This window comes from uncultured Pseudoxanthomonas sp. (assembly GCF_947498795.1).
Taxonomy (GTDB): domain Bacteria; phylum Pseudomonadota; class Gammaproteobacteria; order Xanthomonadales; family Xanthomonadaceae; genus Pseudoxanthomonas_A.
Genome location: NZ_CANMLQ010000004.1, coordinates 115624 through 140070 on the forward strand (window position 1 = coordinate 115624; position 24447 = coordinate 140070).

24 protein-coding genes are annotated in these 24447 nt (G+C 67.5%); 14 read left to right on the forward strand and 10 right to left on the reverse strand.

The genetic code is table 11. The features are described 5' to 3' along the window. Positions 1 to 135 precede the first annotated feature (135 nt). A complete protein-coding gene (fabV, locus tag Q0907_RS11510) occupies positions 136 to 1353 on the forward strand; it encodes an enoyl-ACP reductase FabV (protein ID WP_299344749.1) in 1218 nt (405 codons plus the stop codon). Between the two features lie 135 nt (positions 1354 to 1488). Here the strand turns inward: fabV and Q0907_RS11515 are convergent, their stop codons facing one another. Further along, a complete protein-coding gene (locus Q0907_RS11515; protein WP_299344752.1) occupies positions 1489 to 2157 on the reverse strand; it encodes a DUF1080 domain-containing protein in 669 nt (222 codons plus the stop codon). Positions 2158 to 2159: 2 nt separating this feature from the next. Continuing rightward, a complete protein-coding gene (locus tag Q0907_RS11520) occupies positions 2160 to 3329 on the reverse strand; it encodes a class I SAM-dependent rRNA methyltransferase (RefSeq protein WP_299344755.1) in 1170 nt (389 codons plus the stop codon). 243 nt (positions 3330 to 3572) lie between these two features. On the opposite strand from Q0907_RS11520, the gene Q0907_RS11525 reads away from it, so the two are divergent. Together Q0907_RS11525 and Q0907_RS11530 are read left to right on the forward strand one after the other, a co-directional pair. Further along, positions 3573 to 4532, forward strand: coding sequence for a TerC family protein (locus Q0907_RS11525; protein ID WP_296278686.1), 960 nt, complete (start codon positions 3573 to 3575; stop codon positions 4530 to 4532). Positions 4533 to 4622: 90 nt separating this feature from the next. Then, positions 4623 to 5408: a rhomboid family intramembrane serine protease gene (locus tag Q0907_RS11530; protein WP_299344759.1), complete on the forward strand. Its 786-nt coding sequence runs from the start codon at positions 4623 to 4625 to the stop codon at positions 5406 to 5408. A 280-nt stretch (positions 5409 to 5688) separates the two neighbouring features. Here the strand turns inward: Q0907_RS11530 and Q0907_RS11535 are convergent, their stop codons facing one another. From Q0907_RS11535 to Q0907_RS11555, 5 genes are all read right to left on the reverse strand, one after another. After that, the gene (locus tag Q0907_RS11535) at positions 5689 to 7977 is read right to left on the reverse strand and encodes a TonB-dependent receptor (protein WP_299344761.1); all 2289 of its coding nucleotides are present in this window, start codon (positions 7975 to 7977) and stop codon (positions 5689 to 5691) included. Positions 7978 to 8225: 248 nt separating this feature from the next. Continuing rightward, positions 8226 to 8690 carry a DoxX family protein gene (locus tag Q0907_RS11540; protein WP_296278683.1) on the reverse strand — a complete coding sequence of 155 codons (465 nt, stop codon included), beginning with the start codon at positions 8688 to 8690 and terminating at the stop codon, positions 8226 to 8228. Positions 8691 to 8708: 18 nt separating this feature from the next. Continuing rightward, positions 8709 to 9473: a DNA-binding domain-containing protein gene (locus Q0907_RS11545; protein WP_299344765.1), complete on the reverse strand. Its 765-nt coding sequence runs from the start codon at positions 9471 to 9473 to the stop codon at positions 8709 to 8711. Continuing rightward, a complete protein-coding gene (locus tag Q0907_RS11550; RefSeq protein WP_299344767.1) occupies positions 9470 to 10315 on the reverse strand; it encodes a DUF692 domain-containing protein in 846 nt (281 codons plus the stop codon). The genes Q0907_RS11545 and Q0907_RS11550 overlap by 4 nt, the downstream gene beginning before the upstream one ends. A 25-nt stretch (positions 10316 to 10340) precedes the next feature. Continuing rightward, positions 10341 to 10643: a hypothetical protein gene (locus Q0907_RS11555; protein WP_296278680.1), complete on the reverse strand. Its 303-nt coding sequence runs from the start codon at positions 10641 to 10643 to the stop codon at positions 10341 to 10343. 174 nt (positions 10644 to 10817) lie between these two features. Here Q0907_RS11555 and Q0907_RS11560 point away from each other — a divergent pair, with 174 nt between their 5' ends. Both Q0907_RS11560 and Q0907_RS11565 read left to right on the forward strand, forming a co-directional pair. Next, positions 10818 to 11774 (forward strand): AraC family transcriptional regulator, encoded by a 957-nt coding sequence (locus tag Q0907_RS11560; protein ID WP_299344771.1) that lies wholly within the window; start codon positions 10818 to 10820, stop codon positions 11772 to 11774. A gap of 74 nt (positions 11775 to 11848) precedes the next feature. Continuing rightward, positions 11849 to 12883: a patatin-like phospholipase family protein gene (locus Q0907_RS11565; RefSeq protein WP_299344774.1), complete on the forward strand. Its 1035-nt coding sequence runs from the start codon at positions 11849 to 11851 to the stop codon at positions 12881 to 12883. 7 nt (positions 12884 to 12890) lie between these two features. Here the strand turns inward: Q0907_RS11565 and Q0907_RS11570 are convergent, their stop codons facing one another. From Q0907_RS11570 to Q0907_RS11580, 3 genes are all read right to left on the reverse strand, one after another. Next, a complete protein-coding gene (locus Q0907_RS11570; RefSeq protein ID WP_299344776.1) occupies positions 12891 to 13502 on the reverse strand; it encodes an N-methyl-D-aspartate receptor NMDAR2C subunit in 612 nt (203 codons plus the stop codon). A gap of 122 nt (positions 13503 to 13624) precedes the next feature. After that, positions 13625 to 13927: a putative quinol monooxygenase gene (locus Q0907_RS11575; protein WP_299344779.1), complete on the reverse strand. Its 303-nt coding sequence runs from the start codon at positions 13925 to 13927 to the stop codon at positions 13625 to 13627. A gap of 61 nt (positions 13928 to 13988) precedes the next feature. Next, positions 13989 to 14471 carry an Lrp/AsnC family transcriptional regulator gene (locus Q0907_RS11580; RefSeq protein ID WP_299344782.1) on the reverse strand — a complete coding sequence of 161 codons (483 nt, stop codon included), beginning with the start codon at positions 14469 to 14471 and terminating at the stop codon, positions 13989 to 13991. Between the two features lie 129 nt (positions 14472 to 14600). Between Q0907_RS11580 and phhA the strand changes: the two genes are divergently transcribed. The 9 genes from phhA (at position 14601) to Q0907_RS11625 (ending at position 24423) form a co-directional block, all read left to right on the forward strand. Beyond that, positions 14601 to 15485, forward strand: coding sequence for a phenylalanine 4-monooxygenase (phhA, locus tag Q0907_RS11585; RefSeq protein WP_296278675.1), 885 nt, complete (start codon positions 14601 to 14603; stop codon positions 15483 to 15485). Positions 15486 to 15531: 46 nt separating this feature from the next. Further along, positions 15532 to 15987 (forward strand): azurin, encoded by a 456-nt coding sequence (azu, locus tag Q0907_RS11590; protein WP_299344785.1) that lies wholly within the window; start codon positions 15532 to 15534, stop codon positions 15985 to 15987. 82 nt (positions 15988 to 16069) lie between these two features. After that, positions 16070 to 17656: a TIGR00341 family protein gene (locus Q0907_RS11595; RefSeq protein WP_299344787.1), complete on the forward strand. Its 1587-nt coding sequence runs from the start codon at positions 16070 to 16072 to the stop codon at positions 17654 to 17656. A gap of 167 nt (positions 17657 to 17823) precedes the next feature. After that, positions 17824 to 20439 (forward strand): Fe/S-dependent 2-methylisocitrate dehydratase AcnD, encoded by a 2616-nt coding sequence (acnD, locus tag Q0907_RS11600; RefSeq protein ID WP_299344789.1) that lies wholly within the window; start codon positions 17824 to 17826, stop codon positions 20437 to 20439. Positions 20440 to 20482: 43 nt separating this feature from the next. Further along, positions 20483 to 20947: an SRPBCC family protein gene (locus Q0907_RS11605; protein ID WP_296278672.1), complete on the forward strand. Its 465-nt coding sequence runs from the start codon at positions 20483 to 20485 to the stop codon at positions 20945 to 20947. 65 nt (positions 20948 to 21012) lie between these two features. Next, positions 21013 to 21417 carry an endonuclease domain-containing protein gene (locus Q0907_RS11610; protein ID WP_299345236.1) on the forward strand — a complete coding sequence of 135 codons (405 nt, stop codon included), beginning with the start codon at positions 21013 to 21015 and terminating at the stop codon, positions 21415 to 21417. Positions 21418 to 21429: 12 nt separating this feature from the next. Continuing rightward, positions 21430 to 22623: a 2-methylaconitate cis-trans isomerase PrpF gene (gene prpF / locus Q0907_RS11615; protein WP_299344792.1), complete on the forward strand. Its 1194-nt coding sequence runs from the start codon at positions 21430 to 21432 to the stop codon at positions 22621 to 22623. A 67-nt stretch (positions 22624 to 22690) separates the two neighbouring features. Further along, entirely contained in the window at positions 22691 to 23797 is a 1107-nt protein-coding gene (locus Q0907_RS11620; RefSeq protein ID WP_299344795.1) for a sensor histidine kinase, read from the forward strand. Then, complete coding sequence (locus tag Q0907_RS11625) at positions 23794 to 24423, forward strand: response regulator transcription factor (RefSeq protein WP_299344798.1); 630 nt, start codon at positions 23794 to 23796, stop codon at positions 24421 to 24423. Before Q0907_RS11620 ends, Q0907_RS11625 begins: the two co-directional genes overlap by 4 nt. The last annotated feature ends 24 nt before the right edge of the window (positions 24424 to 24447 follow it).

Consider the following 24447-nt stretch of genomic DNA (forward strand, 5'->3'; position numbering starts at 1 on the left):
AACGCAGCATCCCAAGACGATCCGGGTCGTGCGCACAGCGCGTCCATACGCATGCGTCTGCAGTGCCGACGCTTCATTCCCGACGCCCGCGGCACTAAGATGCCGCGCAGGCACACCATCCCCCGGGTTACCACGTTGATCATCCATCCCAAAGTCCGCGGCTTCATCTGCACCACCACCCATCCGCTCGGCTGCGCGCTCAACGTGCGCGACCAGATCGCCGCCACGCGCGCGCAGGGCGTTCGCAACGATGGGCCGAAGAAGGTGCTGGTGATCGGTGCTTCCAGCGGCTACGGCCTGGCGGCGCGCATCAGCGCGGCATTCGGCTTCGGCGCGGACACATTGGGTGTGTTCTTCGAGAAGCCCGGCAGCGAGAAGAAGGCGGGCACCGCGGGCTGGTACAACTCCGCCGCGTTCGACAAGGCGGCGAAGGACGCCGGGCTGTACAGCCGCTCGATCAACGGCGATGCGTTCTCCGACGAAGCGCGCGCCAAGGTCATCGAGCTGATCAAGACGGAGATGGGCGGCCAGGTGGACCTGGTGGTCTATTCGCTCGCCTCGCCGGTGCGCAAGCTGCCTGCCACGGGCGAAGTGAAGCGTTCGGCGCTGAAGCCGATCGGGGCGCCTTACACGTCCACGGCCATCGACACCAACAAGGACCAGATCACCCAGGCGACGATCGAGCCGGCCACCGAGCAGGAGATCGAAGATACCGTCACCGTGATGGGCGGGCAGGACTGGGAACTGTGGATCGATGCGCTGGAGAAGGCGGGCGCGCTGGCCGACGGCGCGCGCACGGTGGCCTTCAGCTACATCGGCACCGACATCACCTGGCCGATCTACTGGCACGGTGCGCTGGGACGCGCCAAGGTCGACCTCGACCAGACCGCGCAACGCCTCGATGCACGCCTTAAGAAGACCGGCGGCACGGCGAACGTCGCCGTGTTGAAGTCGGTGGTGACGCAGGCCAGTTCGGCGATCCCGGTGATGCCGCTGTACATCAGCATCGTCTTCAAGGTGATGAAGGAACTGGGCCTGCACGAAGGCACCATCGAGCAGCTCGACCGCCTGTATCGCGACCGCATGTACCGAGCCGACGGTGCTCCCGCCGAGACCGACGACGAGAACCGCCTGCGCCTGGACGACTGGGAGCTCAAGCCGGAAGTACAGGCGAAAGCGAAGGCCCTGTGGCCGCAGGTCACCAGCGAGAACCTGTTCCAGCTGACCGACTACGCCAACTACAAGCACGAGTTCCTGAAGCTGTTCGGCTTCGAGCGCAGCGACGTGGATTACGACGCAGACGTGGACCCGGACGTGAAGTTCGATTGCATCGAACTGTCGCCGGAAAACTGATCGCTCAGTGTGGCGCATGACGAGGCGGGCTTCGGCCCGCCTTTTGCGTAGGTCTTGTCTGTGGGAGCGACGTAAGTCGCGATGGCAGATCGCTGCACAGGGTCATCGCGACTTACGTCGCTCCCACAACAAAGCCTATGAGCAGCTCCGGCCCAGGGCGCGGATACGCATGTTGCGCAGGTACACGGCATTGCCATGGTCCTGCAGCCCGAGGTGGCCGCGACGCGCTCTGGCGAACTCTGCCTGGTCGGCGAACTTGCTGGCAGCGACGCGACGTTTCCAGTCATCGCTGTCCAGGTCGTAGGTCGCGACACGCACACCGTTGAGCCAATGCGTCACGCGCGGACCGCAGGCGACGATGCGCGCGTGGTTGTACTCCCCGAGGGGACGCAGCACATCGCGCGCAGGGGCGACAAGGTCGTAGACCGCCGCGGCACGGTGGCTCGGCACGATGCGATCCTCGGCCGCCCGATCATCGAGCAGTTGGTACTCCACTGCCCGCGCCCAGATCGGCGACGCGTCAACGGCGCGATAGAACAGGCCGCTATTGCCACCCAGCTGCACGCGCCATTCCCATTCCAGCTCGAAGTCACCGTAGGTATCGACGCTGATGATGTCGCCGCCACCGGCAGCGATCAGCACGAGTTCGCCATCGCGGACCTGCCAGCGCGCGTCCAGCGCAGAAGCGCCGACGCTGCGCCACTGGCCCGCCTCTGCCAGCGAATGCCAGGGCGCCTCGGGCGTCGATGCGCAACCCGCCATCAGCGTAGCCAGCAGGACCGGAACGACCCGCTGGCCGCGCATGCTCAATCCACCACGCGGCAGAACACCGCCTTCAGGTAGCGCGATTCCTGCACGTGCGCCATGAAGGGATGGTCGGGGCCGGCGCCGGCGACCTTGAGGATCTGGATCGTGCGGCCGGAGAAATACGCGGCGCGGCGCAGCATGTCGAGGAACTGCTCCTCGCTGACCAGCCCGGTGCACGAGAACGTGGCGAACATGCCACCGGGCTTCACCACGCCCAGCGCGAGCTTGTTCATGTCGAGGTACTTCTTCAGCGCGGCGATCACCTGCTCGCGGTCTCGCGTCATCTTGGCCGGGTCCAGGATCACCACGTCGTACTGCTCGCCGCGGTTCGCCGCATCGCGCAGGTACGGGAAGATGTCGGCCTGCACGAACTTGGGCCGCACGTTGTTGAGCTTCGCGTTGCCCTTGGCGATCTGGATGACGTCCTGGTCGATGTCCACGCCGACGACCTCGGTCGCACCGCGTGCCGCGGCGTACACAGCGAAGCCGCCGGTGTTGCAGCACAGGTCCAGCACGGTCTTGCCGTCCACCTGCTGGCTCAGCCACTCGCGGTTCTCGCGCTGGTCGGCGAAGAAGCCGGTCTTGTGCGCGCCCGCCGGATCGGCGCGGAACTTCACCCCGTACTCGGTGATGACGGCCGCTTCGGTGGTCGTGTTGCCGTGGAAGTCGAAGCTCTCCTGCTTCTGCACGTGCTCGTCGGCGAAGCTGTGGAAGCGGCAGCCGGGGAACTGTTCGCGCAGCGCCTCGTAGATCCATTCGCGATGCCGGAACATGCCGGCCGCGAAGAACTCCACCACGATCAGGTCGCCGTAGCGGTCCACGACCAGGCCCGACAGGCCGTCGCCTTCGCTGTGCACGACGCGCCAGGCGTCGCTGATGGCGTCCAGCTTCAGCACGTCGCGACGCAGCGAGACCGCGTCGGCGATCTTGCGCGAGAACCAGCCGGCATCCACCGGGATGTCCGGATGCGTCTCCAGGATGCGCACGGCGATGCGCGAGTGGCCGTTGTAGAAGCCGCGGCCGATCCATTCGCCGTCCACCCCGACCACCTCGACGAGGGTGCCGGACTTGGGCTTGGCGGCGGGCTTCTCGACCAGCTTCTGGAAGATCCACGGGTGGCTGGAACGCCAGGCGTTCTTCAGGCGTACGGTCGGGTTGGGCGTATTCATGAACGGCATTTTACCCGCCCGGTTGACCCGGCCGGCCACCGTCCGGACAATTCGCCACAGAAGGGGAGTAGCTCCCAAACGTGCCGGCCGTCATTTCGAGCAGCGATGCTCCGGTCCCACGGCAGCCCGACGGGTTGTGAGCGAGACCTTCGCCGCGATGGCGAAGGCATACCCCGGATCCCCGTTTCCCGGTTCCGAGATGTCCGCGCCTGCGGCCGTCCTCCACTTTTTTCGGGAATCTCGATGGAAACGATTGGCAACCCCTGGTTATGGGCCGGCTTCGGCGGCCTGGTGGTGATCGCCTTGCTGGTCGACCTGGTGCTGATGCGCCACGGCGGCGCGCACAAGGTGACGTTCAAGGAAGCGATGTGGTGGAGCCTGGGCTGGATCGCGCTGGCGATGGCCTTCAACGGCGGCCTGTGGTGGTACGTCAACGAGACGGCCGGCCTGGTGGAAGCCAACCGCGTGGGCCTGGAGTTCCTGACCGGCTACCTGGTCGAAAAGGCGCTGGCGGTCGACAACATCTTCGTCTTCCTGATGGTGATGACCTACTTCGCGGTGCCTGAGGAACAGCGCCAGCGCGTGCTGGTGATCGGCATCCTGGGCGCCATCGTCCTGCGCAGCATCCTGATCTTCGCGGGCGCCGCGCTGCTGGCGAAGTTCCACTGGCTGCTCTACCTCTTCGGCGCCTTCCTGCTGCTGACCGGCATCAAGATGTGGTTCGCCGCCGGCAAGGAACCCGACCTGGAGAAGAACCCCGCGCTGCGCTGGATGCGCAAGCACCTGAAGCTCACCGACGGCTACCGCGGCGACAGGCTGAGCGTGCGCGAGAACGGCGTGCGCTGGTTCACCCCGCTGTTCGTGGTGCTGGTGCTGATCGGCGTGACCGACGTGATCTTCGCGGTGGACAGCATCCCGGCGATCTTCGCGATCACCTCGGACCCGTTCATCGTGCTGACCTCGAACGTGTTCGCGGTACTGGGCCTGCGCGCGATGTTCTTCCTGCTGGCCGGCATGGCCGACCGCTTCCACCTGCTGCCCTACGGCCTAGCGGTGGTACTGGGCTTCATCGGCATCAAGATGCTGCTGATCGATCTCTACAAGATCCCGGTGCCGTGGGCGCTGGGCACCGTGGCGGCGATCCTGGGCGTCACCATCGTGCTGAGCCTGGCACGCCCGCAGAAGGCGGAACCGGCCGGTTGAGGCCTGCGCGGCAGACCATCCCGTCCGCGGGATGGTCTGTCCATCGCGGCGCGGGCTTGCATTCGCGCCGGACGCCGCCAGAACTGCATCATGGACCTGCATCCCGACGACCCGGCGTTCGACCCGGATACCCAGCGGCGTTATGACCGCAAGCGCCTGCTGCGCGCGCTCAACCTGAGCCTGGCCTTCGTGCTGGTGCTGGCCATGGTGTACTCGGCACAGAACAGTTTCGACGTGCGGGCCTTCACCATTGCGCCGTTGTCGGTGGAAGGCCTGCTCGGGATCCTCACCGCACCGCTGCTGCATGGGTCGCTGGAGCACATCGCCGCGAATGCCTCCGCGCTGCTGATCCTCGGCACGCTGGCCGGCGCTGTCTATCCGCGCGCCACGCTGTGGGCGATCCCGCTGGTGTGGCTGGGTTCCGGCCTGGGGCCCTGGCTTCTGGCCGATCCCGGCACGCACACGCTCGGCGCCAGCGGACTGACGCACGGCCTGATGTTCATGATCTTCATGCTCGGCCTGTTGCGTCGCGACCGCGCCGCGATCGCCGCCGGCATGATCGCCTTCCTGTTCTACGGCGGCATGGTGCTCACCATCCTGCCCCGCGAGGCCGGCGTGTCCTGGCAGGCGCACCTGGGTGGCGCGGTGGCAGGCCTGATCGCCGCCTTCCTGTTCCGTCGCCTGGACCCCGAACTGCCGCGCAAGAAGTACAGCTGGGAGATCGAGGAAGAAGAAGCGGCCGCACGCAGCGACGACGAACTCGAATTGCCGGCGCCGCGTGAAGTGCCGCTGCTGTGGGTGCGCCCCGAACCTGCGGAAGAAGAGCAGCGCGGCGTGGTACTGCGTTTCCCGCCTCGCGAGCCACCCACGTCCTGACGCTTCCTGTGGAAGCGACGTGAGTCGCGAAGGAGGTCTGCTGTCGATGAGGCACAAGGAAAAGGCAGGCCATATTGGTCTGCCTTTTCTTCTTGCGAATGAGGGATCGCGCCCTTTCGCGACTCACGTCGCTCCCACGAGGCACGGCTCGTGCACGTAGCGTGCGCCATGCGCACGACTGCGGTGTTGCCCGGGGATCATGAGGTCGTGCGCGCGGCGCACGCTACATACAACACGGGCGCCCCACGGCGCCCGTGTGCCAATCACGCGCTTGTACGGATCAGAACTTCGCGGTGAACTCCACGCCTACCGTGCGCGGCTCGTTGATGAAGCCGGTCAGGTTGTTGAAGTCGATGCCGCCCACGATGCGGCGCTGGTCGGTGATGTTGCGCCCGAACAGGGCCACTTCGTAGTCGCCGTAGCCCCAGCCGTAGCCCACGCGCAGGCCGCCTTCGAGCGACGACTTGCCGGTGAACTCGATGGAGTCGTACAGGAAGAAGTTCACTTCGCTGCGATAGGCCCAGTCGGTGTAGACGTACAGCTCGCTGCCGTCGCCCAGGCCGACGCTGTAGCGTGCGGTCAGGTTGTGCACCCACTTCGGGGCCTGCGGCAGCTGGTTGCCGTCGATCAGTGCCAGGCCGCCGGTGTTGCGCGGATCGGTGACGGTGCAGGCGGCGCACACGGCAACGGCGAGATCGTTGTCCTGGATCTCGGTGTCGTTGTAGCTGCTGCCCAGCGTGAGCAGCAGGTTGTCCAGCACGTACGCCTGCATGTCCAGTTCGAAGCCCTTGCCCACCGTCTTCTCGGCATTGAGCAGGATGTTCGCGTTGGCGGCGCCGCCGACGGCGGTCAGCTGCTGGTCCTTGACCCGGTAGTAGTACACGCCGGCGCTCAGGCGCGCGCGCTTGTCCCAGAAATCCGCCTTGATGCCGGTCTCGACCGAGGTGACGGTTTCCGGACCGGCGACGGACTTGGCGTTGAACGCACCCGCGCTCTGGATGCTGCTGCCGCGGAAGCCGGTCGCGGCACGCGCATACAGATTCACGTCATCGCTGACCGCATACGTGGCGGAGAGGTCCCAGTTGAACTTCTTGTCTTCCGGTGAGGCGGAGAGATCGCCATCCGGCTCCAGCGCGGCCAGCTGCGCCAGCGTGCACTTGCCGGCCAGGACGCAGGCCGCGAAGCCGGTGTTCCAGTAATCCTCGACGGTCAGCTTCTTCTCGTCGACGGTGTAACGCAGGCCAGCACGCAGCTCCAGCCTGTCGGTCGCCTGCCACGTCGCGGCGCCGAACACGGCCCAGGCATCGTTGGTCTGGCGGATGCGCTGGTAACCATCCTGTGCGCTGTTGTTCAACGAATCGTAGCTGAAGCTTTCGACCTGGTAGTCTTCCTTGAAGTAGAACAGGCCGGCCTGCCAGTTCCACGGACCGGCGTATTCGGATTCGATCCGGAACTCCTGCGTCCACTGCGAATGGTCGGGAATGCCGTCGGCGGTTTCCGACGCGAACGGGATCACGCCCGGACCGGAATCGGGCAGGAACACCGCACCGTAGCCGCCGTCGATATCGCCGCGGTTGATCGTCTCGACGCTTTCGTAGCCGGTGATCGAATAGAGCTTGTAGTCGCCGATGTCCCAGTTGAGGCGTGCGCTGGCACCCTGCGACTCCAGTTCGGAATAGTTCAGACCATCCTGAGACACCTTGTCCTCGTCGAAGCCGGGGACGAAGTTGTTGGTGCCCGGGTCGATGATGTTGGCGCGGAACAGGCGCGCGGTGCCGTTGAGCTTGCGGGCATGCGCGTTGAGCAGCGCTTCGAAGCCGTCGCCTTCGTACAGGAACTGCACGCGGCCGGCGGATTCGTCATAGCCTTCGAAACCGTCGCTCGGGCCCTGATAGGTGTTTTCCGCCCAGTTGTCGCGGCGCTGGTAGAGCACCGACGCACGCGCGGACCAGTTCGGACTCAGCGCGCCACCGGCGGCGCCTTCGACGTTCCACATGTTGTCGCTGCCCACGCCGACCTTGCCGTAGCCGCTGGTTTCCTGCGACGGCTTGGCCGATTCGAACTTCACCACGCCGGCCGGCGTATTGCGCCCGAACAGCGAACCCTGCGGGCCGCGCAGCACTTCGACCTGCTCCAGGTCGAACAGCGGGAAGCCTTTCAGGATCGGGTTTTCTTGCACCACGTCGTCGTACACCAGCGACACGGGCTGCGAGGTGTTGAGGCGGAAGTCGGTGTTGCCGTAGCCGCGGATGTAGAAGCGTGGGAAGGCGCGGCCGAACGAGGATTCGATGTTCAGGCTGGGCACGCGGCCGGACAGGAAGCGGATGTCGGTGCCGCCGGACGCCAGCACGCCCAGCTGCTCTCCGTTGACGGTGCTGATGGAGACGGGCACGTCCTGGATGTTCTCGACCTTGCGCTGCGCGGTGACCTGCACGGTGTCGAGCGTGGCGGCGTCCTTCTCTGCCGGGGAGGCGGCGTCCTGGGCGAGGGCGGTGCCGAAGGGCAGCAGCGCGGCGATGGCAAAGGCGAGGCGGTGCGGCCGGACGGCGGCCGGGCGGACTGGGGACATGGCGTGGCTTTCCGAGTGGGTGGGATTCGGGGCGCGCGGCGGCGCTAGCACGCGAATGTTGCATTACAGCAACAACGGGGGCAATGGCCGGAAGTCCCGTTTCCGACGAGCTCCGGCCTGGCTGACACAAGGGGCGGTCTTCCACCCCCTGCCGCCCCGTCCGCCTCGCCCGCCTCGCCCGCCACGCGGTCTGCGGAACGGGAGCCCACGCAAGTCCCCGTCCGACCGGCGGAGGGCGGACCCGACGGCTATGACGCCGCCAGGGGATCGCGCCGTGCACCGCGTCGCGCGATCAGGTGGTCCAGGCTGGCGCGGCCCGGTCCGGCAAACAGCAGCCAGGCGAATACCGCCACGTAAAGCACCTCGTCCAGCTCGACGAACTCGTCGAGCGTCGAGATGCCCGGCAGTACGACGACGGCCAGCGCCACCAGCATGTTGAAGATCATCGGCAGCATGGTCAGGCGGGTCGCCAGCCCGAGCATCATCAGCAGGCCGCCGATGAATTCGGTGCCCGCGCAGACCGTTGCGCTCAACGCGGGCCAGGGGATGCCCCATTCGACGAAGCGTTCGGTGAAGAACGCCAGGTTGTTCAATTTGGCCCAGCCGGTCTCCAGCCAGAAGTAGCCGAATACCAGCCGCACCAGCAACGGGCCGATCCATTCGTGGTCATGGAGGAAGGCGAGTGCACGCACATGCACGGGCAGGGTTTGCATGGAGATCTCCAGGAAGAGTCAGGCAGGGAAGGACAGGTCGGCCACCAGGCCATCGGACAACCACCGCTTCAGCAGGCGAGCGGCACGCATGGCGGGCGAACGGCCGTGCAGGCGCACGCACCAGTCGGCGAATGTGTCGCCTCGCTCGATCGCCACCAGCGCCATCGCCTCGTCGCGGGGCAGGCGGCGCCAATGGACGTCGAACCCGGCGCGCCAGAGCAGCCACGCCGTGGGTGCCTGCGGACGCAGGGCGGGCAGGGGTTGGCCCCGGGCATGGGCGTCGAGCACGGCGACAGCGGTGCTGCGCAGGCGCAGGCGGCGCACCGCGGGGTGAACGTGCAATCGGAGACGCGTCCACGCCTCGGGAGACAGCGCCGCCACGTCGTCGATGCTGCATGCCGGTGCATCGGCGGCATCGAAGACCTCGCCCTGCTGCCACTCCAGGCGCGCGAGATCGGCGGACGTCGCGTCGCGCAACGCCAGCCAGCGTGGGAAGTGCTGCCCCAGGTGCCGGACCGAGGGATGGCGCGAGGGATGGGCGGCAAGATACGCCTCGGCCAGCGTATCGAAGCGGTCCTCGCCCAGCGAGGCGCGCAAGGCGGGAAAGTCGTGGCCCAGCACCTCCACCAGTCGCCACCGGTAGCCGTCCGCATACACGCGCAGGCGTATCGACGCAGGGGCCGGGAGTGCATCGGAGACGAGCGGCGCCTCCGCAGGATCCCGGCGCAGCAGCCAGCCCGCGAGCTGCCGCTGCCGGTCGACCAGGGCCATCGACCGGCTCATGCCGCACACGCCTGCGCAGCCGCGCCTGCGGCGACCGCGCGTGCCACGTCGAGCTCGGCGAGCAGCGCGTCCAGCGGAGGGATGTGATCGTCGCGCTCGATCATCGCGGGCACGTTGCCGAAGCGCCGCACGGCGTCCGCATACAGCGACCAGACGCCGTCGGGGACCGCAGCGTCGTGGGTATCGATCAGCAGGCCGCTGCCGCGCGCATCCTCGCTGTGCCCGGCCAGGTGCATCTGGCCGACGGCCGCAGGCGGCAGGCGATCGAGGAACGCCACCGCATCGAACCCATGGTTGTGCGCGTTGACGAAGACGTTGTTCACGTCGAGCAGCAATCCGCAACCGCTCTCGGCCACGATCGCCGAGAGGAACTGCGCTTCATCCAGCGTGTCGTCGCCGAAGCGCAGGTAGCTGGACACGTTCTCCAGCAGCAATGGCATGCCGAGGATGTCCTGCACCTGCCGCACACGCGCGGCGACATGCAGGACCGTTTCGTCGTTCTGAGGCAAGGGCAGCAGGTCGTGGAACTGCACCCCACCCTGGCGGGTCCAGCACAGGTGGTCCGACACGACCCGGGGCCGCACGCGCCGGGCCAGGCGGCCCAGCGCGTGCAGGTACTCGCGGTCCAGCGGATCGCTACCGCCGATGTCGAGCGACACGCCATGCATCGCCATGGGCCAGCGTTCGGCCATCCGGTCCAGCATCCACAGCGGACGGCCGCCGTCGACCAGGTAGTTCTCGCTGAGGATCTCCAGCCAGTCCACGCGCGCGCTGCCCGCGAGCAGCGCGTCGTAGTGCTGTGGCCGCAGGCCCAAACCGAAACCCTGAAGGGGCGTGGTCATGGCGTGTCGTGGCTCGCGCGTGGCGTCAGGTGTTGGCCTTCTTCGCATCGGCCGCCTTCTTCTGCGGCTTGGGTGCCTCGAACTTGCCGCCGGCCGTCTTGCAGGTCTCTGCCGTGGATTCGGTGAAGCCGTGGCCCTTGCACGCGTTCTGGCCCTTGCAGGCGTTGGAGGCGCTCTTGCACGCGCCCTGTCCCTTGCAGGCGTTGGCGCCGACGCAGTGGCCGACCTTGGCCGACCCGGATTCGGCCGCATGGGCCATCGGTGCACCGAGGAAGAGGGCGGCGGCGGCGACCGCTACGGACAGACCGGACAGCTTGGTGGTGTTCATTGGAAAGCCTCGTTGGAGTTGGGGAAGGCGTCGTCGACGGAGCGCCGCAGGACGCCATGCCATTCCACCGTCCCGCATCCGCGGCAACCATTCCCGAGCGTTCCCGCGATATGCCCCATCGTCCGGCGCGGTGTGCGGGCGGACGCACGCGCATGAATCGGCGGACGCGCGGTCATGGCCCGTATCCACCCCGTCGCCTACGATGGCGCCATGGACACCTTGCCCACCCCCGCCTCCGGCCTGGCGGAGCACGAAGACCGCGACGCCGTCCTCGAGACCGTGCTGGGCGCCTATCGCATGCGCGTGGAGATCACCGCGGATGTCCGCTACTGCGGAACGTGGTACGACAGCGAGCCGGCGACGCACCACGGGCAGTTCCACCTGTTGACCCAGGGGCAGTGCTGGATCACCGGAGAAGCGCTGGACGTGCCGGTGTTGCTCGAGCGCGGCGACCTGATCGTCTTTCCTGCCGGCGTGCGCCATGTGCTCTCGTCGTCGGCCGATCCCCATCTGCCCGACGCGCCGGATGTCGGCGACACCAGCATGCTGTGCGGCGAGCTGGAGTTCATCACCGGCTCGCACAACCCGATCTTCGCCGCGCTGCCGCGGTGGTTCGTGATCCGCAGCCAGGACAGCAGCGCCGGCTTCAGGCAACTCGCGCAGATGCTGGCCGACACCAGCCGGGAACGCCGCTGGGGTCGCCAGCTGGTGCAGAACAAGCTCGCAGACTCGCTGTTCACCATGGCGGTCTGCGAGTACGTGCGCCAGGCCGAGCAGCCGCGCGGCCTGCTCGCTGCGCTCACCGACGTGCGCCTGTCGCGCGCGCTGTCGGCCATCCATGCGCGTCCCGGCGAGGACTGGACCATCCAGTCGATGGCGCAGGAGGCAGGCATGTCCCGCACCGCGTTCGCCGAGCTGTTCTCGGCCACCGTCGGCACGCCGCCCATCCAGTACCTGTCGCACTGGCGGGCAACCGAGGCGCGCCGGCTGTTGAAGAACCGGCGCTTCTCCGTCGCCGCGATCGCCGAGATGCTGGGCTACAGCAGCGAGGCGGCCTTCCGCCGCTTCTTCAAGCGCATCGAAGGCGTGGGTCCGGGCAACGCGCGGCGCCGTTCCGGCGGGGCGTCCTGATCCGGGCGTGATCGTTGGCTGCGGTTGCGCGAGGGGGCGCTATCCTGCGCACCCGTCCCGCCCACTCGCCGCCCATGCGCCTTGCCGCTCGCCTGACCCCCGCCCTGCTGCTTGCCCCGTTGTTGCTGGTCGCCTGCGGTGGCGACAACGTCAGGCCCACGCCGGTCGCCGCGGTGGTGGCGCCGATACCCGCCGCGCCCAAGCCGAAGGTGGGCATCGCGCTCGGGGGCGGTGCGGCGAAGGGATTCGCGCACATCGGCGTCATCAAGATGCTGGAAGCCAACGGCATCGAACCGCAGATCGTCTCCGGCACGAGCGCCGGCAGCGTGGTCGGCGCGCTGTATGCCAGCGGCATGGACCCGTTCCAGATGCAGAAACAGGCCTTCGCGCTGGACGAAGCGAAGATCCGTGACGTGCGCCTGTTCTCCGGCGGCCTGGTGCAGGGGCAGAAGCTGCAGGACTACGTGAACGACCTTGTCGGCAAGCGCACCATCCAGCAGCTGGAGAAGCCGTTCGCCGCTGTGTCCACGCAGTTGGAGAACGGCGAACGCACCGTCTTCGTGCGTGGCAACACGGGCCAGGCGGTGCGCGCATCGAGCAGCATCCCGGGCGTGTTCGAACCGGTGGTGATCGGCAAGGCCAGCTACGTCGACGGCGGCGTGGTGAGCCCGGTGCCGGTGGATGCCGCGCGCCAGCTGGGCGCCGATTTCGTCATCGCCGTGGACATCTCCACCAAGGCGCCCGGCACCAAGCCCGGCAGCATGCTGGGCATCGTCAACCAGTCCATCGGCATCATGGGCCAGCGCCTAGGCGAACAGGAACTGGCGCGCGCGGACGTCGTCATCCGTCCGAAGGTCAACGACATCGGCCCGGCCGATTTCGAACAGAAGAACAACGCCATCCTCGAAGGCGAACGCGCCGCACTGGCGGCGATGCCGCAGATCAAGGCCAGACTCGCCGAACTGCAGCGCACCCGCACCGCCGCGCACGCGGCCAGGCACGCGCCGCCGAAGCCTGACCCGCGCTGCCTGGAAGAACCCTCGCGCCTGGGCAAGCTGTTCGGCCGCGACGTGAAGTGCGATGCCGCCGGTCAACCGGTGAAGCAATAAGCGACGGTCAGCCGGTCACGCGACGCAGGTTGTCGCGTGCCCTCGCCTCCAGCGCGTCGTGGAAATGCGGCGTGCTGTAGATCGCAGGCCGATCCAGGAAGCCCTTCAGGATCTCGCGCCGCTTGCGCCGGAACAGGAAGCCCGGCACGTACGCATATTCCTTGCGGATCTGCTGCTCGTACTCGTCGAAGCGCGCACGCGCCGCACCGAGGATCGACAGGTCGATATCGACCAGCAGCTGTTCGTCGCGTCCCGACGGCACCGCGGTATGCCGCGTCGCCATCACCAGGTCGTGCACACGCTGCGCCGCATCGGTCGGCGCACCCGCATCGCTCAACGCATCGCGCGCCCAGTCGGCGCTGCGCTGCTCGTTGTCATGCCCTTTGATGTCGTAGATCGCATCGTGGAACCAGAGCGCGAGTTCGACTTCGGCCGGGTGCTCGGGCAGCGCGCGCACAGCGTCGAACGCCGACAGGCATTCACCGAGGTGCTGCTGCGTGTGGTAGTGGCGCTGTGGTTCCGCATACGCGGCCATCAGCTGAGCGAACGGCGCGTCCCCCTCGCCCACCGCGCCAATGCCGGCCCATGCGCGTTGCCAGGAAGGTGCGAAAACGTCCATGACGCAGTCTAGGACGAAAGACGTGTGGACGCAGCGCATCTGTGGGAGCGACGTAAGTCGCGATAAGCCGCCGCGGCGCCGTCATCGCGACTTACGTCGCTCCCACATCGATGTTCCATGGATCACCGCACCGATGACAACCCCTGCCCACCCACCGGGACCGTTTCGATGTGGCTGTCGAATCCGGCGATCATCGGCCGCGCTTTCGCGATGGCCTGCTGCACGGCCGGCAGCGAGAGCGAGGCCTTGTGGCTTGCGGCATCGGTCCAGACCTCGGTGATCCAGATCGCGTCCGCGTCGGCGGGATCCCGCGCGATGACATAGCTCAGGCATCCGGGCATGGCGTCGGTGCCTTCCAGCAGGATCGCGAGCAGCGCATCGCGCTGGCCCGGCGTCGCGCGCATCTTGCCGATCAGTCCGTACATGGCGGGTCCTCGTGGAGATTGCGCGCGTTGTAGCACGCGTCGAGGACAGAGATCGTCCGCGTCAGGTCCTGGGCAACAACGGCAAGCCGCCGTCGGTCTTCACCGCGCGCAGCACGAAGCTGGAGTTCACGTCGGCCACGCCGCTGGCGTTGAGCAGGTTGTCGAGCAGGAAGCGGGAGAAGTGCTCCAGGTCCTGCACCACCACGTGCAGCAAGTAGTCCATGTCGCCGGTAAGCGCGTAGCAGGCGACCACTTCGTCCCAGGCCTGCACGCGATCGCCGAATTGCTGGACGCTGGCCGGGTCGTGCCGCTCCAGCTGCACGCGCACGAAGGCCTGCAGGCCCAGGCCCACCGCCTTGGGGTCGACCCGCGCGGCATAACCGGCTATCACCCCGGTCGCCTCGAGCCGCTGGATGCGGCGCAGGCAGGCCGACGGCGACAGGTTCACCTGGGCGGCGATGTCGGCGTTGGTGGCCCGGCCTTCGAGCTGCAGCAGGGCCAGCAGGCGCAGGTCGGTGCGGTCGAGCGAGGCGGCTTCGGTCATTTCGTGCGAATCCTAGCGCATTCATGCAATTTCATTGCGCCATTGGTCGGTATAGGCGCAACTTCGCAAGCCTGTTGCGTGGATCTGCCGCTAGGATCGTCGGATCACAGCGTTTTCCCGGGGAGCCCCATGAACGAGCCGCGCCGCGTCGAGCACCAGCAGACCGACAAGGGCTACGTGCCGGTCTACACCACCGCCATCGTCGACCAGCCGGCCGAGTACCCGGCCGACGACCATGCCACCTGGGGCACCCTGTACGAACGCCAGCGCGCCCTGCTGGTGGGTCGGGCTTGTGATGAGTTCCTGCAGGCGCAGGACGCCATGGGCATGGCGCCGGACCGCATCCCCCGCTTCGACGACCTCAACGAGGTGCTGCGCGCCACCACCGGCTGGACGCTGGTCGGCGTGGAAGGGCTGTTGCCGGAGCTGGAGTTCTTCGACCACCTCGCGAACCGCCGCTTCCCGGTGACCTGGTGGATCCGCCGCCCGGACCAGATCGACTACATCGCCGAACCGGACCTCTTCCACGATCTGTTCGGCCACGTGCCGCTGCTGATGAACCCGGTGTTCGCCGACTACATGGAGGCGTACGGCAAGGGCGGCGTGAAGGCGCACGGCATCGGACCGGACGCGCTGCAGCACCTGACGCGCCTGTACTGGTACACGGTGGAGTTCGGCCTGATCAATACGCCGGACGGCCTGCGCATCTACGGCGCCGGCATCGTCTCGTCGAAGGGCGAGTCGCTGTACTCGCTGGAATCGGACGCGCCCAACCGCATCGGCTTCGACCTGGAGCGGATCATGCGCACGCGCTACCGCATCGATACGTTCCAGAAGACCTACTTCGTGATCGACAGCTTCGAGCAGCTGATGAACGCTACCGCGCCGGACTTCACGCCGATCTATGCGCGGCTGGACGCGCAGGACGCCGTCCCGGCCGGCGACGTGCACGTCGACGACCGCGTGTTCCACCGCGGCACGGGCGAAGGCTGGGCGGACGGCGGCGACGTCTGACCCGCGCCGTACAATCGCGGGCCTCCCTCTCCGGTTCGGATGCCCCATGCTGCGACGCCTGTTCCCGCTGATCGTCCTCTGCGCGCTGTCGTGCGTCTCCAGCGCCGCGTTCGCTCGCAACTGCGCGATCACGGTGGAGGCGACGGACATGATGACCTTCAACCTGAAGACCATCCGCGTGCCGGGCGACTGCGCGCAACTGCGGGTGACGCTGAAGCACGTCGGGCGCATGCCCGCGCAGGCGATGGGGCACAACTGGGTGCTGACGGAAACGCGCCATCATCGCGATGTCGGCCTCGCCGGCGGCCGGATGAAACTCGCCGACGATTACCTGCCGCGCAACGATGCGCGGGTGATCGCGCGCACGCGCGTGATCGGCGGCGGCCAGAGCGCCGAGGTGGTGTTTCCCACCGCGCGGCTGCGCAAGGGTGGGGCGTACACGTTCTTCTGCTCGTTTCCGGGACATTGGAGCATGATGAAGGGTGCGCTGGTCTTCGAATGACGTGAGCCAGGGCGGGCCCGGGCCGGACGGGCCCGCGGCCGGCGTTGGTATGATGCGCGCCGGTCCTGCGACGGGATTCACGATGGCCTCTGCCGAAGCCTTGTGGCGCTGGCTGCGCCAATGGCGCCGCGAACACCTGCAGGTGGATCGCGTCGCCGTGTTGCGCAATGTCGACGAGAACGGGCAGCTGGGGCCGCGCTACGCGTTCATGACCGTCATGGCGTGCGGCATCGCCACGCTCGGCCTGCTGCAGAACTCGGTGGCGGTGATCATCGGCGCGATGCTGATTTCGCCGTTGATGGGGCCCATCGTCGAACTCGGCATGTCGTTGGCCACCTTCGACTTCCGCAGCCTGCGCGAGTCGCTCAAGACCTTGGCGGTGGGCACGGCGGTGGCGCTGGTGACCGCGACCGCGATCGTGCTCGTCTCGCCGCTGCAGGAGGCGACGCCCGAAATCCTGGCGCGCACCGAACCCACGCTGTTCGACCTGCTGGTGGCCGTGTTTTCCGGCCTGGCCGGTGCCTACGCCACCATCACCCGCAAGGGCGAGACCATCGTCGGTGTCGCCATTGCGACCGCGCTGATGCCCCCGCTGGCCGTCGTGGGCTTCGGCATCGCCACCTTGAACGCCAGCATCGCCGGCGGCGCCCTGTTCCTGTTCATGACCAACCTGCTGGCCATCGCCCTGTCGGTCACGATCATGGCGCGCTGGTACCAGTTCGGGGGCGACGATTCCCCGAAGCAGACCGCCTGGCAGGCCAGCATGATCGTCGGCACGTTCGTGCTGCTGTCGATTCCCCTGGGCCTGGCGCTGCGGGATATCGCTGCGCGGGGCTTCGCGGACCGAACCATCCGCAACGTGATGGATGAAGCCGCACGAAGCCAGGGTGGCCAGCTCACCACGTTGCGTGTGGAGCGCAACGATGACGTGCTGCGCGTCGACGCCGTGATGCTGTTGCCCCGACATCGGCCGCAGCTCGACCGCGAACTCGAACGCAAGCTCGAGCCGCTGCTCGCCAAACCCGTCGAGGTGTCCTTGCGCGAGCTCCTGACCGCCGACGAGAAGGCGCTGGCAAGCGAGCAGGCATCGTTGGCGCAGCTCCGGGAGAGCGTAGTGCGCCTGCAAGGCGTCGCCGAGCGCGACGCAGCCCAGAGGAGCGCCGGTACGCGCGCGACCGAAGCCATGCATCAGCAGGCCATCGCGCACTTCGGGAAGCTCGATGTCCTCGAAGGTGGCCAGCAGGCGCGCTGGCAGCTCAACGCGGCCGGCGGCCTCGATATCGTGCAGGCGCGTCGTCTTGAACAGGCGCTGGCGGGCAACGAGGCGGGCGCGCTTCAGGTGGAGGTCGTCCCGGCGCTGCAGGCGCTGCCGCCGATCGCGTTCGGCGATGAACGGTCCGAACTGGACGCCGAGGCCGGCTCACGCGTGGAAGCCATCGCGTGGGCATTGCAGCGCTGGGGCGTGGATCGCGTCCGCGTCGATGGCTTCGCAGGCAATGACGCGGCGTTGGCCCTGGCGCGTGCCGAGAGCGTCGCTGCCGCACTTGAAAAGCTCGGCATCCGCGGCGTCACGGCCCGCGCGGTGCCGGGGGCCGATGCACGCAGTGCCGCGGCCAGCGAGGGGGCGACGGTGCTGCGGGAGGTCCGCGTCCGGCCTGCTACGCTCTGACGGCGGACGCCGCCTCCCGTGGGCATGTTGACGATGAGTGTCAACGGATCGAAGAAAAGCACGGCGACATCCACGGGTCTGCCGCGCCTGCGGTAGGTCGGCGCGCATAATGACGGCTCGCGCGCGTGCATCGCGCCGCGCGCCTCGTTCACAGCAGACGGCACGCCATGAATACCGATTTCCGCACCTCGCTCCCGGGCACCGCGCTCGACTACTTCGACGCGCGCGCCGCGGTCGATGCCCTGCAACCCGGCGCCTGGGCCACGCTGCCGTACACGGCGCGCGTGCATGCGGAGAACATCGTGCGCCGCGCCGATCCCGCGCGCCGCGACGACTACCTTCGGCAGCTGGTCGAACGCCGCCGCGACCTGGATTTCCCGTGGTTTCCGGTACGCGTGGTCTGCCACGACATCCTCGGCCAGACGGCGCTGGTGGACTTGGCCGGCCTGCGCGATGCGATCGCCGACATGGGCGGTGATCCGGCGCAGGTGAACCCGGTGGTGCCCGTGCAGTTGATCGTCGATCACTCGTTGGCAGTGGAGTGCGGCGGCTACGACCCGGATGCGTTCGCGAAGAACCGCGCCATCGAGGACCGCCGCAACGAAGACCGCTTCCACTTCATCGACTGGACGAAGCTGGCGTTCAAGAACGTCGACGTGATTCCGCCGGGCAACGGGATCATGCACCAGATCAATCTCGAGAAGATGTCGCCGGTCGTGTACGTCCAGGATGGCGTCGCCTTCCCGGATACCTGCGTGGGCACGGACAGCCACACGCCGCATGTCGATGCCTTGGGCGTGATCGCCGTCGGCGTGGGCGGACTGGAAGCGGAGAACGTCATGCTCGGCCGCGCCTCGTGGATGCGCACGCCGGACATCGTCGGCGTCGAACTGCAGGGCAGGCCCGCGCCCGGCATCACCGCGACCGACGTGGTACTGGCGCTGACCGAATTCCTGCGAAAGGAAAAGGTCGTCGGTGCCTACCTCGAATTCCGGGGCGAGGGCGCGGCGGCGCTGACCATCGGCGACCGCGCGACGATTTCCAACATGGCGCCCGAGTACGGCGCCACCGCGGCGATGTTCTTCATCGACGACAACACGCTGGACTACCTGCGCCTGACCGGCCGCAGCGACGAGCAGGTCGCGTTGGTCGAAACCTATGCGAAGACCGCCGGCCTGTGGGCCGATGACCTGCAGACCGCGCAGTACGAGCGCACGCTGCGGTTCGACCTGTCCACCGTCGTGCGCAACATGGCCGGCCCGTCGAATCCGCACAAGCGCCTGCCGACCAGCGCGCTGGCCGAGCGCGGCATCGCCGACGAAGGCAAGTTGCAGGCGGGCAGGGCGGAGGAAGCGCAGGGCCTGATGCCCGACGGCGCGGTGATCATCGCGGCGATCACCTCGTGCACCAACACCTCCAATCCGCGCAACGTGATCGCGGCCGCGCTGCTCGCCCGCAACGCCAACGCGAAGGGCCTGGTGCGAAAGCCGTGGGTGAAGAGCTCGCTCGCGCCCGGATCGAAGGCCGTGCAGCTGTACCTGGAGGAATCCGGCCTGCTGCCGGATCTCGAGAAACTCGGCTTCGGCATCGTCGCCTTCGCCTGCACGACCTGCAACGGCATGAGCGGCGCGCTCGACCCGGCGATCCAGCAGGAGATCATCGACCGCGACCTGTACGCCACCGCCGTGCTGTCGGGCAATCGCAACTTCGACGGACGCATCCATCCCTACGCGAAGCAGGCCTTCCTGGCCTCACCGCCGCTCGTGATCGCCTATGCGATCGCCGGCACGGTGCGCTTCGACATCGAGAAGGACGCGCTGGGCACGGACGCCGACGGCAACGCGATCACCCTGAAGGACATCTGGCCCAGCGACGCGGAAATCGATGCCGTGGTGAAGGCCAGCGTGAAGCCGGCGCAGTTCCGCAAGGTCTACGAGCCGATGTTCAACGTGCGCGTCGAGCACGGCGGTCGCGTGGATCCGCTGTACGCCTGGCGCCCGCAGAGCACCTACATCCGCCGTCCGCCGTACTGGGAAGGCGCGCTGGCCGGCGAACGCACGCTGCACGGCATGCGCCCGCTGGCGGTGCTGGGCGACAACATCACCACCGACCACCTGTCGCCGTCGAACGCGATCCTCGCCTCGAGTGCGGCGGGCGAGTACCTGGCGAAGATGGGCCTGCCGGAAGAAGACTTCAATTCCTACGCCACGCACCGCGGCGACCACCTCACCGCGCAGCGCGCGACCTTCGCCAACCCGCAGCTGGTCAACGAGATGGCGGTGGTCAATGGCGAAGTGAAGAAGGGCTCGCTGGCGCGCATCGAACCGGACGGGCAGGTGGTGCGCATGTGGGAAGCCATCGAGACCTATATGGACCGCAAGCAGCCGCTGGTGATCATCGCCGGCGCCGACTACGGACAGGGCAGCTCGCGCGACTGGGCGGCGAAAGGCGTGCGGCTGGCCGGCGTGGAAGCAATCGTGGCCGAGGGCTTCGAGCGCATCCACCGCACCAACCTGATCGGCATGGGCGTGCTGCCGCTGGAGTTCAAGGCCGGCGAGACGCGCAAGACCTGGGGCATCGACGGCACCGAGACTTTCGACGTGGTGGGCGTGCGCAAGCCGCGCGCCGACCTGACGCTGGTGATCCACCGCGCGAACGGCGAGACCGTGCAGGTGCCGGTGACCTGCCGGCTGGATTCGGACGAAGAGGTCTCGATCTACGAAGCGGGTGGGGTACTGCAACGGTTCGCCCAGGATTTCCTGGACGCGTCGAAAGCGGCCTGACCCGTTCGTCGAATCGGTACACCCACCGCACAGGAGTCCGATCATGTCCGACAACGCCACCCCCGGTACCGTCCGCCTGCACCGCGTGCTGCGCGCGCCGCCGTCGCGCGTCTACCGTGCCTTCCTCGATCCGGATGCGATGGTGAAGTGGCTGCCGCCGCATGGCTTCACCGGCAAGGTCCATTCGATGGACGCCCGCGTGGGCGGCGGCTACACGATGTCGTTCACCAACTTCGGCACCGGCTCCAGCCATTCCTTCGGCGGCACCTACCTGGAGCTGGTGGAGGGCGAATTGCTGCGCTACACCGACCAGTTCGACAATCCCGGCCTGCCGGGCCAGATGCAGGTCACGGTAACCCTGAAGAAGAACATCGTCGGCACCGAGCTCAACGTCGTGCAGGAAGGCATTCCCGCCGCGATCCCGGTCGACTTCTGCTACCAGGGCTGGCAGGAATCGCTGGAGATGTTGGCGAAGCTGGTGGAGCCGGAGATTCCCGACGGCGCGTGACGATGTATATGCTCCTCTCTCTGCACATGGATGTTGCAAGCCCCTCTCCCCTCGCGGGAGAGGGGTTGGGGAGAGGGGAGCGCATGGAATCAAGGCAGTTCGCGAAGCAGCTTCGCCGCAACATGACGGATGCCGAGCACCGGCTCTGGAAGCATCTGCGGGCACATCGGCTCGACGGCCAAAAGTTCCGCCGCCAACAGCCGATCGGACCTTATATCGTCGACTTCGTACACTTCGGTGCGCGGGTGATCGTTGAAGCGGATGGCAGCCAGCATGTCGAATCATCGACAGACCCAGGCCGTGATGCCTGGCTGACCGAACAAGGTTTTGTCGTGCTGCGGTTCTGGAACGACGAGATACTCCTGCAGACCGATGCTGTGCTGGAATCCATATGGCGGGCGCTGCATGCAAGAGCGCCCTCTCCCCCGACCCCTCTCCCGCAAGGGGAGAGGGGAGAAACGCAGACCTAGACGAGTCGAAACATGCCTAGCACCCCCCAGATCCGCATCCCCGCCACCTACATGCGCGGCGGCACGTCGAAAGGCGTGTTCTTCCGCCTGCAGGACCTGCCCGAGCGGGCGCAGGTAGCGGGGCCGGCGCGCGATGCATTGCTGTGCCGCGTGATCGGTTCGCCCGATCCGTACGGCAAGCACACCGACGGCATGGGCGGGGCGACGTCGAGCACGAGCAAGGTGGTGATCATTTCGCCCAGCGCGCAGCCCGGGCATGACGTGGATTACCTGTACGGCCAGGTGCCGATCAACGAGGGCTTCATCGACTGGAGCGGCAACTGCGGCAACCTGTCGTCGGCGGTCGGACCGTTCGCGATCGCGAACGGGATGATCGATCCCGCGCGCGTCCCACGCGATGGTCTGTGCACGGTGCGCATCTGGCAGGCCAACATCCAGAAGACCATCGTGGCGCACGTGCAGGTGAGCCATGGCGAGGTGCAGGAAACCGGCGACTTCGAACTGGATGGCGTGACGTTCCCCGCGGCGGAAGTGCAACTGGAATTCATCGATCCCGCCGACGATGGCGATGGCGACGGCGGTGGCGCGATGTTTCCCACCGGCCGTTTGGTGGACGACCTCGACGTGCCCGGCGTGGGCGTGTTCAAGGCGACGATGATCAATGCGGGCGTGCCGGTGGTGTTCGTCGAGGCGGCGGCGCTCGGCTACGACGGCACCGAGCTGCAGGGCGCGATCAACGAGGACAAAGACGCGCTGGCGAAGCTCGAAGCGATCCGCGCACACGGTGCGGTGCGCATGGGGCTGGTGTCCGATGTCGCGGCCGCGGCAAAGCGACCGCTGACGCCGAAGGTGGCGTTCGTCGCGCCGCCGAAGGATTACGTCTCATCCAGCGGCAAGCCGGTCAGCGCCACTGATGTCGGCCTGCTCGCCCGCGCCATCTCGATGGGCAAGCTGCACCACGCGATGATGGGTACGGCCTCGGTCGCCATCGCCACGGCGGCGGCCGTGCCGGGCACGCTGGTGAATGCGGCGGCAGGCGGCGGCACGCGCGACGTGCTGGTGTTCGGCCATCCGTCCGGCACGCTGCGCGTCGGTGCGGACGTCAAACAGGTGGACGGCACCTGGGTGGTGACGAAGGCGGTGATGAGCCGCAGTGCGCGCGTGCTGATGGAAGGCACGGTGCGCGTTCCCGGCGACGCGTTCTGACCTGCCGGAAGTCACCACTTTCGCCCGGACCATTGCCTCGGCCGCGCCCACGCGACAGCATGGGCGCATGTGGACGTCCCTGACCCGACTTCGCGAACCCATGACGCTCGCCGGCGTCTTCACGATCGGCGCCGTGTCCCTGGGCCTGCGCTTCCTGCCGCCGGACATCCTGCCGGCCGCCGCTGCGGCGCTGGGTGCGTATGCGGCGGGTTTTCTTCTGTTCGCGGTGGCACCGGACACCTGGAAGCGGTCGCGCCGGATCGCGCTGGTGGCGATGGCCGGTCTTGCGCTGCTGCTGGCCTGGCTCACACCCCGGGTCGGCACCGCGCAGGTGCTGCTGGTGGTGTGGGTGGCGTGCGCGGTCAACGTGCTGTCGCCGCGCTGGGTGATCGGCGCCGCGGTGGTGTTGAACACGGCCTTCTACACGCTGCTGGTGCACCACGACTTCGGCGCACCGGCCACGATGACGCTGATTAACATGGGCTTCCAGGCGCTCGCGGGCCTGTGCGTGCACTACGCGCGCCGTGCGGAGGATTCCCGTGACGCGCTGGCGCGCGTCAACGCGGACCTGCTGGCCACGCGCGCCCTGCTGGCCGACAGCGCGCGCGATGCCGAGCGACTGCGAGTGGCGCGCGAACTGCACGACGTCGCCGGGCACAAGCTCACCGCGATGAAGATCAACCTGCGTGCGCTGGCCAGCGATCCGGCATTGGCGGGACGCGAGGAAGTGCGCATCGCGCAGCAACTCTCCACCGAACTGCTGGACGACATCCGCAGCGTGGTGCAGGCGATGCGCGATTCGCGGGGGCTGGACCTGCAGACCGCGATCCGGGCGCTGGCGGCGCCGCTGCCGCGACCGGCACTGGACCTTCAGATCGCCGAGGGCGTGCAGATCGCCGACCCGGCGGTGGCCGAGTCGTTGCTGCGTATCGTGCAGGAGTGCCTGACCAACGCCGCGCGCCATGCGAACGCGGACACGCTGACGGTTGCACTGAAGAACGAGGACGCGGGCATGCACCTGCATATCGAAGACAACGGTCGGTTGAAAGGCCGGCTATGCGAAGGCAACGGCCTGTCGGGCATCCGCGAGCGCGTGGCGGCGATGGGTGGCGAGCTGCGCCTCGGAAGCAGCGCCACCGGTGGCTTGCGCGTGGACGTGAGGCTGCCCGCATGAGCGTGCGGGTCGCCCTGGCCGATGACCAGGCGCTGGTACGCGCCGGCCTGCGTGCCCTGTTGAAGGCGCAGCAGGTGGAGGTGGTGTTCGAAGCGGACGACGGCGCCGATCTGCTCGCCAAGCTGGAAGTGCAGCCGGTCGACGTGGTGCTGAGCGACATCCGCATGCCGGGCGTGGATGGCATCGATGCGTTGATCAAGCTGCGCGAACGCGGCGACCGGACGCCGGTGCTGCTGCTGACCACGTTCGACGACAGCGACCTGCTGCTGCGCGCCACCGACGCGGGCGCACAGGGCTTCCTGCTGAAGGACGCCGCGCCGGAAGACCTGCACGACGCCATCCAGCGTGTCGCCAGTGGCGAAACACTGCTGCAGCCGGTCAGCACGGATCCGGTGCGTGCGCGCTTCCGCTTCCGCGATGAGGCACCGCCCACCGATACCTTCAGCGAACGCGAAGTCGCGATCCTGCGCCTGCTGGCCGGTGGTTACTCGAACAAGGAAATCGCCCGCACGCTGTTCCTGGCCGAAGGCACGGTGAAGAACTACGTGTCCACCATCCTCGACAAGCTCGGCACGCGCGACCGTACCCGCGCCGTGCTGAAGGCGATCACGTTGCGGATTATCTGAGGGATGTTCGATTCCTTGTAGGAG